At 68.6% G+C, this 13,284-nt stretch carries 13 protein-coding genes and 3 pseudogenes; 9 read left to right on the forward strand and 7 right to left on the reverse strand.

Annotated features, from left to right (window positions below):
• Positions 1-909: 909 nt before the first annotated feature.
• Positions 910-1,069: pseudogene (locus tag AC1P0E_RS00460) on the forward strand (ATP-binding protein); the annotation flags it as partial.
• 25 nt (positions 1,070-1,094) lie between these two features.
• Here the strand turns inward: AC1P0E_RS00460 and AC1P0E_RS00465 are convergent.
• Positions 1,095-1,547: pseudogene (locus AC1P0E_RS00465) on the reverse strand (acyl-CoA-like ligand-binding transcription factor); the annotation flags it as partial.
• Positions 1,548-1,875: 328 nt separating this feature from the next.
• Here AC1P0E_RS00465 and AC1P0E_RS00470 point away from each other — a divergent pair.
• The 3 genes from AC1P0E_RS00470 to AC1P0E_RS00480 are packed head-to-tail and all read left to right on the forward strand — an operon-like array spanning position 1,876 to position 4,929.
• The gene (locus AC1P0E_RS00470) at positions 1,876-3,084 is read left to right on the forward strand and encodes an argininosuccinate synthase-related protein (RefSeq protein ID WP_482740134.1); all 1,209 of its coding nucleotides are present in this window, start codon (positions 1,876-1,878) and stop codon (positions 3,082-3,084) included.
• Positions 3,085-3,137: 53 nt separating this feature from the next.
• Positions 3,138-3,866: a 2OG-Fe dioxygenase family protein gene (locus tag AC1P0E_RS00475; RefSeq protein ID WP_482740135.1), complete on the forward strand. Its 729-nt coding sequence runs from the start codon at positions 3,138-3,140 to the stop codon at positions 3,864-3,866.
• Positions 3,867-3,906: 40 nt separating this feature from the next.
• Positions 3,907-4,929 carry a DMT family transporter gene (locus AC1P0E_RS00480; protein WP_482740136.1) on the forward strand — a complete coding sequence of 341 codons (1,023 nt, stop codon included), beginning with the start codon at positions 3,907-3,909 and terminating at the stop codon, positions 4,927-4,929.
• Here the strand turns inward: AC1P0E_RS00480 and AC1P0E_RS00485 are convergent.
• The gene (locus AC1P0E_RS00485; RefSeq protein WP_482740137.1) at positions 4,864-5,868 is read right to left on the reverse strand and encodes a LuxR C-terminal-related transcriptional regulator; all 1,005 of its coding nucleotides are present in this window, start codon (positions 5,866-5,868) and stop codon (positions 4,864-4,866) included. The genes AC1P0E_RS00480 and AC1P0E_RS00485 overlap by 66 nt on opposite strands.
• A gap of 229 nt (positions 5,869-6,097) precedes the next feature.
• Between AC1P0E_RS00485 and AC1P0E_RS00490 the strand changes: the two genes are divergently transcribed.
• A complete protein-coding gene (locus AC1P0E_RS00490) occupies positions 6,098-6,292 on the forward strand; it encodes a hypothetical protein (protein ID WP_482740138.1) in 195 nt (64 codons plus the stop codon).
• A gap of 4 nt (positions 6,293-6,296) precedes the next feature.
• Positions 6,297-7,109: a hypothetical protein gene (locus AC1P0E_RS00495; RefSeq protein WP_482740139.1), complete on the forward strand. Its 813-nt coding sequence runs from the start codon at positions 6,297-6,299 to the stop codon at positions 7,107-7,109.
• A gap of 331 nt (positions 7,110-7,440) precedes the next feature.
• On the opposite strand, the gene AC1P0E_RS00500 is transcribed toward AC1P0E_RS00495, so the two are convergent.
• Entirely contained in the window at positions 7,441-7,641 is a 201-nt protein-coding gene (locus AC1P0E_RS00500) for a hypothetical protein (RefSeq protein ID WP_482740140.1), read from the reverse strand.
• 916 nt (positions 7,642-8,557) lie between these two features.
• Between AC1P0E_RS00500 and AC1P0E_RS00505 the strand changes: the two genes are divergently transcribed.
• Positions 8,558-8,986, forward strand: a complete 429-nt coding sequence (locus tag AC1P0E_RS00505; RefSeq protein WP_482740141.1) for an ATP-binding protein — start codon at positions 8,558-8,560, stop codon at positions 8,984-8,986.
• Between the two features lie 359 nt (positions 8,987-9,345).
• On the opposite strand, the gene AC1P0E_RS00510 is transcribed toward AC1P0E_RS00505, so the two are convergent.
• The gene (locus AC1P0E_RS00510) at positions 9,346-9,648 is read right to left on the reverse strand and encodes a hypothetical protein (RefSeq protein ID WP_482740142.1); all 303 of its coding nucleotides are present in this window, start codon (positions 9,646-9,648) and stop codon (positions 9,346-9,348) included.
• A gap of 296 nt (positions 9,649-9,944) precedes the next feature.
• Complete coding sequence (locus tag AC1P0E_RS00515; protein WP_482740143.1) at positions 9,945-10,271, reverse strand: hypothetical protein; 327 nt, start codon at positions 10,269-10,271, stop codon at positions 9,945-9,947.
• A 207-nt stretch (positions 10,272-10,478) separates the two neighbouring features.
• Here AC1P0E_RS00515 and AC1P0E_RS00520 point away from each other — a divergent pair, with 207 nt between their 5' ends.
• Positions 10,479-10,898, forward strand: coding sequence for a peptidase inhibitor family I36 protein (locus AC1P0E_RS00520; RefSeq protein WP_482740144.1), 420 nt, complete (start codon positions 10,479-10,481; stop codon positions 10,896-10,898).
• Between the two features lie 268 nt (positions 10,899-11,166).
• Here AC1P0E_RS00520 and AC1P0E_RS00525 read toward each other — a convergent pair.
• Together AC1P0E_RS00525 and AC1P0E_RS00530 are read right to left on the reverse strand one after the other, a co-directional pair.
• Positions 11,167-11,270 (reverse strand): annotated as a pseudogene (locus tag AC1P0E_RS00525) (IS5/IS1182 family transposase); the annotation flags it as partial.
• Between the two features lie 193 nt (positions 11,271-11,463).
• Positions 11,464-11,949, reverse strand: a complete 486-nt coding sequence (locus AC1P0E_RS00530; protein WP_482740145.1) for an NUDIX hydrolase — start codon at positions 11,947-11,949, stop codon at positions 11,464-11,466.
• A 186-nt stretch (positions 11,950-12,135) separates the two neighbouring features.
• On the opposite strand from AC1P0E_RS00530, the gene AC1P0E_RS00535 reads away from it, so the two are divergent.
• The gene (locus AC1P0E_RS00535; protein ID WP_482740146.1) at positions 12,136-12,408 is read left to right on the forward strand and encodes a transposase; all 273 of its coding nucleotides are present in this window, start codon (positions 12,136-12,138) and stop codon (positions 12,406-12,408) included.
• Positions 12,409-13,284: the final 876 nt, after the last annotated feature.

Here is a 13,284-nt window from a genome sequence, read left to right on the forward strand (position 1 = left end):
GCTACACCATCTGCCGGCCCTGGTACTGCGCCGGCCTTCCGTGTCCGCTGACCCGACCGAGATGCTGTCGGGTGCGCGGGGATCGCGGTTGCTTGACCGGAGACCACCTCACTATCGATGTCCTGCGGTACCCGGGCTCAAGGACTTCCGCCCGGGCGATCCTGATGGCGCTCGGTTCCTCCGTTCTTCCCTCGGTGATCAATTGCTTACCAAGCGGGGTACTGCGTACTGCTGGTGATGCGAACTGCTCAGCGGCCTGCGACAGCGCCACTCTTCGGCAGCCAGCCCCGTCGCCCGTCCTGCATCTGCTCTGGCTTAGAACCCCACTGCCGAACCTCCCGATGCGCGCGTCCGCAGCCGACGCCTTCACCGAGGTGCTGCTCACTGACTTCACTGCTGGGTACTGCGAATGGGTACTGCGCACTGCACTTGCGGGTACTGCCACTGCGCTATCTGCGGTACTGCTCACGGCGGCCCCTGACTACTGCGGGCCACCCGGTCCGGTCGTCAGTCCCGTCACCGTCCTGCGACAACCCTGGCTTCGACACTCCACCACCGCACCGTTGTGCGAACTGCAACTGCGGTACTGCTGCCCCGCAGTTCGTCCCTGCCAGGCCCTGCGGTCCCTCTGGGCTACGAGAGAAACCATAACCACACCACCACCCAATGTCTACTCCAGCCAACATAGATTTTCGCGTGTTCGACAGTGAGGTACTCGACCTCGACAGCGATGGAGGGCGGGAGCAGGCCGGGTCAACGGGCCGCAGCCGGGGCACAAGCCCGGGGCAGCCAGGACAGAGCATCGACGATCCGGAAATCAGGGTGACCTGACTCCGCGACATCCGTCGCCGGCGCACGGCGAGAGCGCCCGGGATTCCCCTCGAAGGTCTCGTAGCGGCGATTGCAGCCAACGCTGCCGACACCGTGGTCCTGGGTCGTTTCGGAGCTCGTCACCAACGCCCTGCGCCACGGCGGCGGCACCTGCACCCTGGACCTGGCCGCCCACCCGGACAGCAACGAGGTGGCCGTGCACGTCCACAGCCCGCAGACCCCACGCATGCGCACCCCGACCTGAACGGCGGGCAGCCGGAGGGTTACTGCCGCTCTTCGGCGTCGAGCGCAGGAGCGATGACGTTGAAGGCTCGGCCGGTCAGTTCGGCTGGGTTATCTGCACCGTTACTGTCGCTCCACCGTTGGAGCACGACGTTGAAGGCGGTCAGCGCCATTCCGGCGGCCAGCTGCGGGTACAGGTCGGTGTCCGCTTCAAGCCCCTGGCGGCGCGCCAGCTCCACCGTCAGGCCCTCGCGCCACTGAGCCTGGCGCTCCAGGAAACGTGCAAGCAGGGCGGGGGTGCCCAGGATCAGCTGAACCACGCGCAGCGCCCTCTCCGAGTGCTCCGAGCAGGCGGCGATAGGCACTGAGACCGCGTGCCGCAGGGCAACCGAGGGGAGTTCCGAGGTGGGGCGGGCGATCAGTTCTGCCTGGATGCCGGTGCCCATGTCGGCAAGGAACTGGACGACCACGTCTTCCTTGGATGCGAAGTGGCGGACGCCTCAAGCAGGACCAGTCGCCGACGCTCTCGGCGTGCGCAAGGCGGCTCTGGTGGACTGGGAGAAGGGCCGCACGCCCGCCGGTCGCCACGCTCGGTGTGGCCGACCAGGACGGTGACGCGCAGTTCGTGGCGGTCGGGGCCGAGGACCACGAGGTGCTGTGGTGCGACATCCAGGAGATCCCCAACCTGACTGCCTGACCTGTTTGTCTGGCGGGGTTTCCGGGTCCGGTCATGACCGGACCCGGCCGCCCGGAATCCATTGTCCGGGGCCGTCGCGCACGGAAGTCTCCTGCTCTGTGACCAGTACAGAATTTGAAGGCGCCATGCATCCTCCGCTCATACGTTCCTTTTCCCAGCTCGAAGAGCTCGACCCCGACCGCCCCGTCGTGACCCTGTTCAGCGGTGGTCTGGACAGCTCGTACCTGCTGCTGCGGCTGCGCCGGATGGGCGTGCGCGAGGTGCACGCCGTGAGTGTCGATATCGGCGAGGACGAGTCCAGTACGTACAAGCGGCAGGTCGCCGAGGCGCTCGGGGCGACGATCCACATTCTCGACCGGCGCGAGGAATTCGCCGGGCGGTACGTCGCCCCGGCGATCGCCGCCCAGGCCGTCTACCTCGGCATCCATCCGGTCAGCTCCACGCTGAGCCGCCCGCTGATCGCCCACAGCGCGGTCGAGCTGGCCCGCGGTCTCGGCGCCCAGGCCGTGCTGCACACAGCCAACCGCTCGCAGAACACCCTGCGACGGCTCAACGGGGCGCTGCGGCTGCTCCGTTACGAGGGTGCGTTCGGCAGCCCGTACGACCTGGACCCCGTCACCCGCGACGACAAGCTCGTCGAGCTGCGGGCCGCGGGCATCGACCTGCTCGCCGGGCGGATCGTCAGCGGCGACTCCAATCTGTGGTGCCGCGAGTTCGAGTCGGGCATCCTCGACGACCCTGAACTGCATGAGGTCCCCGAGGAGATGTATGCCTGGAGCCGGCCGACCGCCGCACCGGGCGAGACCGACAACCTCACGGTCGCCTTCGAGCGCGGGCTGCCCGTCGCCCTCGACGGCGAGCCGCTGCCGCTGACGGAAATCGTCGACCGGCTCAACCGGAGGGTCGGCGCGTACGGACTGGGCCGCTACTCCGGGCTCGAGCACCTCGACCACGGCGAGAAGGTCCTGGAGATCCGCGAGATGCCCGCCGCCTGGCTGCTGCTCAGCGGCTACCGGCACATCGAGAGTGCCTGCCTGGACGCCGAAGTCATCCGGGAGAAGCGGCACCTGGAGCAGGTGTGGACGCGCGAGGCCCTTGAGGGCCGCTGGTTCGGTGAACTGCGGCTCGCCGTCCAGGCATTCATCGACACCTGCGCGTCCCGCACTACCGGGTCCGTGACCTGGCGGCTGCGCACCGGCGGCGCCGACACGCGTTCCATCACCGCAGGACGGCCGCTTTACCTGCGTGATCGGGAGGCCTGGGAGGAGCTCGCGATCGACGCCGAGTCGGCGCCGTTCGCCCGAGCCGGGGCGCTGCTGCTCGCCGCGGCCTGAGCCGTCGACCGACTGACCCGAGTACCGAACACCGATACGTACGGAGCACTTTCATGACCACTGCCGTTGCCCATCCCGTCGCCGTCGACGCCGTCAACGCCCTCGCCGGGCCCGGCGGACACCTGATGCCCGCCGCCGCACTGTCCTCCCTCGTCGGCGTCGGCGCCGACGACTGGGCGCGATTCGCCGCGCACTGGGACGAGCTCACCCTCGACACGTACATGGCCGACGGCGGCACCTACCGCTTCCGCCGGTACGGCCAGTTCGAACTCGACCCGGCCGCCGAGGAGCTCACGCTCCTGCCGCACGCCCCCTACCGCCAGGAATCCGACGTCAACACGCTCAACGGCGGCATCGAGCGCGTCTTCGACCCGCTGACAGACTCCTTCGCCGGCGACCCGCTGCTGCGCTCCGTGCTCGTCGAACTCGGCCGGCTCTTCAGCGCCGTCGACGGTACGACGTCGTGGAACGTGAAGCTCCACCCGTACCGCATCAGTGCCTCCGTCGACCAGAAGGGCCAGCCCGCGCCGGAGGGCAGGCACCGCGACGGGGTCACGTTCATCACCTCCCTGATGATCGGCCGCGCCAACGTCACCGGCGGGGAGAGCGGCGTCTACACCAACGAGGGCGAGCACCTGCTCACCACTACGCTGTCCGAGCCGGGCGACCTGCTGCTCGGCGACGACCGCCGCACTCTGCACTCGGTCACCCCGGTGCAGCCGGTGGACCCGGGACTCACCGCCCACCGTGACGTCCTGGTGATCGCCTACACCGCGCGCTGAAGCCGCAGCCGTTCTGACAGAGCCTGTTGAGGAGTACCGGATGAGCGTCACCGCGGCCCGCCGTGCCTGGCTGACCGATCTGCCCGTCCTGCTGGTCGCCGTGGTGTGGGGCTCCAGCTATCTCGCCGCCAAGGGCGTCACCACGACGCAGACCGTGCTGGCGGTGCTCGTGCTGCGGTTCGGCGTCGTGCTGCCGGTACTGGTCGTCGCCGGGTGGCGGAAGCTGCGGGCGCTGAGCGTCACGCAGGTACGCGGGGCCGGCGTCCTCGGGCTGATCCTGGCCGGGATCTTCCTGCTCGAGACGTACGGCATCGTGCACACCTCGGCGACCAACGCCGGGCTCATCATCAGCCTCACCATGATCTTCACGCCGATCGCCGAGAGCCGTATACGGGGAACGAAGTTGTCGCGGTCGTTCGTCGCGGCGGCGGGGCTCTCGGTGCTCGGCGTGCTGCTCCTGACCCAGGGCGCCGGCTTCAGCGAACCATCGCTCGGCGATCTGCTGATGCTGGGCGCGGCCGTCGCCCGTACCGTCCACGTCCTCGCGATGTCGCGTATGGAGTCGGTGCAGGGCGCGGACGCACTGTCGATGACCACGGTCCAACTGGGCAGCGCCGTAGCGGTGTTCGTGCTGCTTCTGGCGACGCCGGGGACCGGGGGCACACCGTGGGCGGCCGCTGCGGACTTCGGGGTCGGGCAGTGGCTGTGGCTGCTGTACCTGTCGGTGTTCTGCACGCTGTTCGCGTTCTTCGTGCAGATGTGGGCGGTACGCAGGACGTCGCCTTCGCGGGTCAGTCTGCTGCTCGGCACGGAGCCGGTATGGGCCGCGGTAGTCGGCATCACCCTCGCGGGGGACGAGCCGGGATGGCTCGGCCTCGTGGGCGTGCTGCTTGTCCTCGCGGGGACGGGGTGGGGGCGGATCGCCGCCGTACCGCAGCAGCGGGAGGCAGCGGTGGACCGGGCGGAGCCGACCGGGTCAGTCGTCGAGCCGGCCGGGTCAGTCGTCGAGCCAGCCGAGCCGGACGGCGCAGACACCGGCCTGAAAACGGCTGGCCGCGCCTAGCCGCTCGGTCAGTTCGGAGACGAGGCGGCGCACCGTTCGCTCGGAGAGCCCGAGCTTGCGGGCCATCGCCTCGTCGGTCAGTCCACCGGCGAGCATCCGCACCAGTTCGCGGTGGCGGCCGGTGGGCCGCCAGTCGCCTTCGGCGTCGCCGGGTTCAACGCCGGCGGCCGCGTAGGGCAGTACGCTCGCGCCCGCCCAGCAGTGCTCGAAGACCCCTCTGAACACGTCGACCAGGGTCTCGCTGCGCAGCACGACCGCGGCGATCTCCCCGTCCGCGGACTGCGGAGCCGGCACGATCGCCAGCGAGCGGTCCACCACGATCAGGCGCAGCGGCAGCGTGTGTGCGGTGCGCACCTGGGTGCCCGCGCCGGCGAGCCGCCGCAGATAGGCGGCCATGTGCGGTACGGCGGCCGCCGAGCCGAGATGGATCGTACGGATGTGTACACCGCGGCCCAGCGCGAGCCGGTCCCGTTCGAAGCCCGCCTCGATCATCTCGGCGGGCAGCGCATGGCCCGGATGCAACGACAGGACCTCCTCCTCGACGCGCTGCGAGGCGTCCTCCAGGGCCGCCGACACATTGGCCGCGCCCGTCACCACCTCCATCTGTACCGAGGAGAGCTCGCGGGCGTGCACAGGCTGGAAGTCCGCGACGACCTGCGCGAGCGCGGACCGCGTCTGTTGGACGGCGCCGAGCAGCGCGCCCGTGTGCCGCTCCTCCTCGAGGAGCAGATTGCGCAGGGCGGTGTCGGGGGCGAGCGCCGTCCAGCCGTTGCGGGTGTCGGCCGACGGTACGAACAGGCCGAGTCTGCCGAGCAGCTGGAGTACCTCGGCGAACTCCGTACCGCTCCAGCCGCGGTCCTCGGTGAGCAGCTCTGGGTGCCAGGAGGCATCATCCAGGGCGATCCGATAGAGCTCCTGGGCCCTTGCGCGTGCGTCCACCCCTGACCGCCCCCTCATTCCACGGCCGCTCCCCCTGCGGTCCTCGCGTCACGGATCTTAGAGGCTGTCTCACTTTGTGGATAACTCTGTCTGCGATGCGGACATCAGTGCGTGGAAGGCGTCCGCCCCTGGCCATGTCCGGTCCCGGAACTCCCTTTCCTGTAGGCGGGATGAGATCGCTGGAACATGCTGGTCACACACCGACCAACCACTTCCGGGGGGAACTCCCATGTCCGAATCCGTCTCGTACGCCGCGGCTTCCGTCTCGTACGCCGCCGCACCCTCGCGCCGTAGATACCTGCTCCGCGGAATGTTCGCAGCGCTCGCCGCGGTCCTCGCCCTCGGCGGGGCGGCCGCGACTGCCCACGCCGAACCGCAGGTCGCGGCCTCGGCCAACGGCAACTATTCGTTCATCTGGGGCTGATCCAGTGCCACGGCCGAGCATCGCCGTCGTCGCCCCGCTGACCGGGCCGCGCACGGTCTGGGGCACGGTCCTCCTCGGCCGGGTCGACAAGGCGCGGTCCGCGTTTCCGGACGCCGCCGAGTGGCACGTGCACGACGAGACCCCGGGGGTCGCGGACGCCGTCGCATGCGCCGGTTACACGGCTGTCGTCGGCCACAGCGACGCGGACGGCGCACGCCGGGCCCTGCCCTTGTACCGGGCCGCCGGACTGCCCTGTCTGCTGCCGTTCGTACGGGCCGACGCTCCCGCGCTGAGCTGGGCACCCGACGAGGACGCACTGGCCCGCACGATCGTCGAGGGAACGGTAGCCCTGGGCGCGGAGGCGCTCACAGTGGCGCATGACGAGGGGCCGGACTGGGTGGCGCTCGCGCACGGCGTCGGGACGGCCGCCGCGGCGGCGGGGCTCGCGCTGCGGTCGGGGGGTGTACTGGCCGTACTGGCGCCGCAGGAGCGGTTCGGGCGGTTCCTACGGGGCGCCGGCCCGGTGCTCACCCCGGTGGACTGCGGCCTTGTCTCCTTCGGTGCGCTGGCCAGGGCGGCAGACGGCCGCGAGGTGTGGGCCGTGCATCCGCAGATGTGCGCGGTACGGCGGGCCAGGACCGCGGTGACGGCCCTCACCCAGGCCCTCGACGCGGACCCGGCGCTGCGCGGGAGGGCCCTGACGGAGGCGGTACGGGCGCATTCGGGGGTGCTGCTCGCCGCCGGGGGCGGGATCGTGGGGGACGGCTGGAGGGTATCGCGACTCGGCAGCGTGTGCCCGGCGCGGGAGGGAGCCTGACCCCGTGGGTCCCGGGGCTGCTTTGCTGCTTTGCGGCAGGGGCACCTGTCGCGACGGCGCCCTCTGCCGATAGGCGCGTCAGGGTCGGCTGAGCCCACGGACGATCACGACACGCAGCAGCCGGCCCCGGCAGTCTCTTCCTGTGTAACCGGTTGAGGAGAGAAACGTGTACGCCGACACGCCTTAGAAAGAGAGTCACAGCTCCGCGCCGCACAGCCGCTGTTCGAACCGCATGACCGGCGCAAATGTCTCCAGTCCAGCGACGTCGAGTTGCAGCAGCACGGTGAAGCCGGGCATGTCCTGTCCCGTGTTCCGGTGCGGTCGGTGATCCTCAGGAGAACTGGGAGGCGGTGCGCGTCTCGTTCGCGTCGTAGGCGTCCGCACTGAGGCGGAAGTTGGCCGCTGCCTGGTCGAGCCGCTGCACAACGAACTTGTTCAACGCCTCCCAGCACCCCTGGAGCTCGTCGAGACTTCTGACGAAATTCCAGCCGTCGGCCGCGCGGGCCAGGCCCGTGCTCGCGCCCTCGGCCACGCCCCGCCTTGCGGATGACCTCGAACGCCGTCTCGCAGGCATCGGCCCGCTTGCGGAGGAACGACGAGGTGACCCCCCAGGTCCGGAGCAGCAGCGCCGGACGCAGCTGCTGGGACCCGCACTGCCGTCCGGGGATGGCTGATGCGACCCCGACGGGGCCGCAGGGCCAGAACGCCTTGGAGTGGGTGGGACTACGGAGTTCCTCCATCGCGGGGGCCTTCAAAGCGCTTGCAGCCTCTTGCCTGAACAGGTGAAGGGACCCTGGTGCCGCATGGCACCAGGGTCCCGGAAAAGCAACACCATCTACCGGCTACTTCTGTGCCGGGTACCTGTTTCCGCATCTCCGCCCGGGGGATGGACGGGAATGCGGGGATCGCGGATGCGTGACCGGGGACCACCTACCTTCCGGGGCCTTCGGTACCCGAGCGGACTCTTCCTCGCCCGGGCGATCCTGATGGCGTCTACCTCCTTCTTTCCTTGCGATCAATCTGTCGTACTGCTGGAACTGCGGGACTGCTTGCGCCCCCTTTTGGGCCGCTGGCCCGGCAATCAGCGACAAGACCCCTGCATGCGTCCGGCCCTGTAACTCCACTGCCGTGCCACAATCCGCCCCTGCGGGCCGTCCGGCCCGGCAGCCAACCCGAGGACCCTGGCGCATCCGGCCCTGAGGTTCCGCTGCCGTGCCACAACTCGCTTGAACCTGCATACGCGGCAGTTCATCCCTGCCGCGCCTCACTTGCTGTCCTGGCTACGAGCGAAACACTACCCGACCAAACGGCAATGTCTACTACCGCCAAGGCAGATTTCTTTCAGTTCGAGTAGTCAGGATTCTGCCGTCCCCGTGTGGAAGCTGCTCGAGCGGGCACGCTAACCGTTCTGCAAAGCGGTACAACCGATCCAGGTGGGGTGTACGTGCATGAACGACACAAAGATCACCAACACGGTTGCCTCACATCGAACGATGGGCGACAGCGCAGCTGACATCCATCGAGCCCGCGAGATCGCCCGGGCTTTCGCCGACAGCCTCAGGCCGGCACTCGGAGTGGACGTGGCAGACACCCTCGTCCTGGTCGTGTCCGAACTCGTCACCAACGCCCTGCGCCACGGCGGCGGCCGCTACACCCTCGAACTGTCCGCCGGCCCCGACGCGGTGAGCGCCGCAGTCGTCGACCTGAATCCCTCGCCCCCACGCGAGGTCGCCCCCGACCTCAACGGCGGCAGCGGAGGCTTCGGCTGGCACATGGTCCGCCGCCTGACCGACGCCGTGACCACCACTCCCGGCCCTGGCCCCGGCAAGACAATCAACGCCCTCATCACCCGGACCCCTGGCCAATCGACGGAGTAGCCGGGGTTGCAGACCGGCAACGGTCGGTGATGCTCCCGCTCTCGCACAAGCCGCTCGGATGGAACCAGGGTGGCGAGGGCGTAGGGCGCCGACGCCTGTCAGCAGCAAGGACCCGACGGGGGCGATGCCCACCGACGGACTTTTCAGCGTCAGTCACCAGTCAGCCAGATCCACCACGTTGAAGCAGTGAGGGTCGCCGCCCCTCCGTCATCCGCTGCTTCTCAGTGATCAAGCTCGGCAAGCCGGCGAGCAGGGCGGCGAGGGCGCCGGACGGGCCGCACGTCCACGGCGGTCACGTCAGGGAGGTCTTCGGCGTCGAGGTAGAGGCGCAGCCGGTCCTCCTCCAGGCAGACGAATCCTCACAGGCGCGGGTCCGACTCCTCTTCCGTTCGTTGCCAGGTGATGGCGCTCTTTGAATCTGGCTCCGACCGCAGTTGCGTGAACTCCACGGGGGTGAGGCCAGCGGTGACGGCGTCGAGGTCGCGGCGGAGGAAGCCGGCGTATCCGCTCATCGGTTTGGGAGCGCCCTGCTCGGCCTGGCGGATCCAGTCGAGAAGGAGGTGTCCGCTCTGGCGGCGGAGGGCGATGTCCCGGCAGGCGAGGCGGACTTCGAGCAGTGGCTCCTCCTGACTCTCGGTAAGGGCGGCCTCGCGTGGCCGCATGATCCAGGAGGTGATCTTGCGGAGACTCGGGATGTCGACCCGGACGGGTTCGGCGGCGCCGGCCCGGAGGGCGGCGAGGTGTAGGCGGACAACCTGGCGGCTGCTGCCCTGGTAGCCGCGTTCTCGGATTCCGAGGAACAGGCGGCTGCCGCTGCCTGACCGAGCGTCTGGGTGAGGCGTGAGTTCAAGTATGGCTTGAACGGTTCCAGCACTTCGGCGGGGTGGCGCTCGTGTGCTGAGGCCAGGATGGTCGAGGTCGGTGTCGCGGAAGCGTCGCACGGTCTTGCGGTCCAGGTTCAGCCGCGGGCGATGGCGCTGATCGTCCAGCCGACGTCGATGAGCCGGTGGACGTCCACGTGCCGGTGACACGTGCGCTCGATCATCTGAGTTCGGGACAACTCGTGCGGTGGAAGGCCCATCAACTGAGGTGCCAGTGGGACGTCGGCGGTCTCCTCGTCAGCACGTTTGCTCAGGCAGGCGCAATGTTGATGGCATGCCTCTTCCACGGCCGCGGACAGGTTCTGGAGCAGGTGCCACCTGTCGGCCGCTTCGAGGGCGTTCGGTGCGGCTTCTCTGACCGCGCGGGCGCCCGCGCCTACGTCTTCGACGGCACCGGTCACCACTGCGGCGATTGAACTCTGGATCCGCCCGTGATCCGCCGACAGGGCTTAGTTGGGGCGTGTCCGGCGGGGTGTGTGACCGAGCTGCGTTAGGGCGCGACTTGATTACACTATGGTGTGGTTTCGCAGTGGTTGTTGCATGTCGAGTTGCTTATGACGGGAAGGGAAGTTTGGGGAGAGCGCAACGCTCGACATAGAGGGAGGGAACACGTGAAGATCCGTATCGCGGTTGCTGCCGGAGCAGCGGCCCTTGCCACGTTGCTCACCGGGCCCGCATCAGCGGCCCCGGCACAACCCGCGGATTGGGGCATTGACTACGGCTCGGGCACGTGGGCATGCAGGACGGGCTATGTGTGCCTTTATGACAACTGGGACTTCAACGGTGGCGGCCCGGCCCGAATCCTCATGACGGACGAGGACATGCCGCGCTTGGACCAGCACAACTTCAACGACGGCACCAGCTCCATCGTCAACAACACCAACCGGGTCGTGCGGGTGTACCCGCACTACGACTACAAGGGGGTACCGGCGACACTCTTCCCCAAGGAGCGCATCAGCCTGAACGGCGACAACGGCAACTTCAACGATGTCGCCTCGTCCGTGAAGATTCTCCCCATTGCAATCGAGTAGCGCGGGCCCGCGCAGGGGCCGCGGAACGCTGAGTCCGTCCCGGTAAGGGCGAGTTGCCCTGGAGCCGCCCCGGGTTACCGGAACGTTCCGGTAACCCGGGGCGGCGTGCTGTACCGGGCCGGCCACGAAGAAGACCGCCGCGATCGGCCGGTGCAAACGGCGCTCGGACACGCAGCCGTCGAAGGGCACGTCGACTGGCCGTGTGCTGCCGACGCGTGTCTCTCGTCAACGTCAGCAACGCTCCGCACCGAGGTCTGTCCGGGGGGCATCATGGGAGCCACAGTCGGCTGCTGCGAGGGCCATCGTGCCGTGGAAGACGTACGCTCTCTTGTCGTACCTGGCCGCTACGGCACGGGATCCCTTCAGCGCGTTGGCCCGCAGCACCGCGCCCTTCCAACTCACCACCGAGATCACCGCGGCGATCCTCAATCGCACCCTGGGCATCCACACTGACTTCGCCGTCCGCGGCAAGGTCTCGCCGCGGACGGCTGGCCACCTACGCTGCCGAGGTCAGCCGCCGGAGGGACTCCTGAGACCAGGACACGGTCAGTCCAAGCTGATGGCGCTATTCGAGGTTCGGGACATAGCCAAGGTCAACCGGCGACGCAGACGGACCATCTCTCCGCACGCCAGCGAGCAACTCTGGCAGCTGCGGCGGCCACAACGGCTCTGTGTCACCAGACAGATCATCCGGCGTCCACCATCGCCAGCGCAGGATCTTGTCCGCCGCATGAGCGGCAGCGAGGTCACCGACTGGATCTCGGTGAGGGGCATGCGCGAGGAAGATGTGCTCGTGCTGCCGGACAGGGACTCCGGCTCGCGTGAAGTCATGTTCCCAGAGGCAGAACACTGTGCTGACCTCGACGTCGGTCCACCCGGTCTCCTCGCGCAACTCACGCTCAGCAGCCTTCAGCGGTGTCTCGCCCGGATCCATGCCACCGCTCGGCATCGCCCAGTGGACGCCGACTTCCTCGTTGTCATACCGGAACATGAAGATCGCTCCGGCCGGGTCCAGCACCGCGACTCTTGCTGCCTGTCTGGGTATCCGCATCGGCACACCCTGTCAGAGCGATTGCACCCCTGTCGATCAAGAACCGGACCAGGCATTCAGACAATTCCGATACTCGACGTCACCGTTAGGCGGAGAGGAACGTCGCCCTGTCCCGTGCGCTTGCGCTGTGTGGGCTGCGGACACTTCCGCACCGACGTCTCCTAACTCTTCGGCCTGGAGGCAGATTTGACCGACCTCCTGCGCAACCGCGAACGGCTGGCCGGCTTCGCCGACGCCGAGAGCTGGGCGAGGACGCAGGCATTGCCGTCGGACGACGAAATCAAGCGCGTCCGCCGCCTGGTACAGCGTGTCCGCCAAGACCTCGACAACCTCACCGACGAAGACCAAGCCAGATCCAAGAAGCAACCACCATGGTCCGCCGCGGCCGCACCCGTCTCCCCCGGCCTGCCCCGCGTCCGCCAGCCACTGCCCAACCTCCGCCCCGCCAGGACCGCATGACCAATCCCATGATCGACGGCCAACAGATCGTGCGCGGCCGGTATCGCCAGGGGTCCCCGTGCGGTTCACGTAGAGAACGGCGTCCAGGGTGGCTACGCAGCCTGCGGCCGCGGCGCTCGACATTGGCCGGCCAGGCGTTCGGGACCGGCTCGACCAGTTCCCACGACGTCCAATGCCAGTCCCCGCTTGCGGCCCAACACCCGTTTCGCCGCGTCCTGGCCGGTCGTGGAGGAGGGGGCCCCGACAGCCGCGTGGACACTCTGGGTGTCCAGCACCACCAGGGTCGGGTCCTCTGATCGGCAGGCCTTCTCACGGGCCTGACCAGGGCAGGAGTTCATGGATGACCTCGTCAGTCCCGTCGTCCCGCCAAGCGGCGATAGGCCCACTGTCAGCCGGTCCGGCTTTCGGTAGAGGTTCGCGTTCACGGTCTCCCGCATCGCATAGGTGCCCTTGTGACGGCTGGCCGAGCGGTGCCGATCCTTCCACGCGTGATCACCGGCTCGATCAACGACCACTGCCCACCCGATAAGCGGCTTGGGTACGGCTTCGTTCACTCACCACGCCACTCCAACAGCCAACCGGCTGCGGACCAGTGGGTTCCGCCCGCACCCACACCATCAGGCGACGACAGAAACTCAAAGACTCATGCAGCGCCCTCTCAGGTCAGCAACCACCAGTGCCGTTGGGTCGCACTGTCGCGGCCCCCATCAGGGCAGGGCAAAGCCGCGGGTCCTTGGGAAGCACCACACGTGAACGAGACTGCGGACGGCGGCCGCGCAGGACGGGCCCAGGCGGTGCGCTGCCTCGCCGCCCACGGGCCAGGCCGCCGCGAATCGATCACAGGCCCAGGCCTCGGGCGCGACGGCAGCGTTAGTC

Source organism: Streptomyces sp. TRD_SC_5, assembly GCF_056836825.1.

What these genes read in the sequence shown, in the direction of transcription:
- AC1P0E_RS00510 (WP_482740142.1), bottom strand. Translation starts at nt 9,648, where the DNA reads ATGCGGCCACGCGAGGCCGCCCTTACCGAGAGTCAGGAGGAGCCACTG.
- AC1P0E_RS00475 (WP_482740135.1), top strand. Translation starts at nt 3,138, where the DNA reads ATGACCACTGCCGTTGCCCATCCCGTCGCCGTCGACGCCGTCAACGCC.
- AC1P0E_RS00490 (WP_482740138.1), top strand. Translation starts at nt 6,098, where the DNA reads ATGTCCGAATCCGTCTCGTACGCCGCGGCTTCCGTCTCGTACGCCGCC.
- AC1P0E_RS00480 (WP_482740136.1), top strand. Translation starts at nt 3,907, where the DNA reads ATGAGCGTCACCGCGGCCCGCCGTGCCTGGCTGACCGATCTGCCCGTC.
- AC1P0E_RS00470 (WP_482740134.1), top strand. Translation starts at nt 1,876, where the DNA reads ATGCATCCTCCGCTCATACGTTCCTTTTCCCAGCTCGAAGAGCTCGAC.
- AC1P0E_RS00505 (WP_482740141.1), top strand. Translation starts at nt 8,558, where the DNA reads ATGAACGACACAAAGATCACCAACACGGTTGCCTCACATCGAACGATG.
- AC1P0E_RS00530 (WP_482740145.1), bottom strand. Translation starts at nt 11,949, where the DNA reads ATGCGGATACCCAGACAGGCAGCAAGAGTCGCGGTGCTGGACCCGGCC.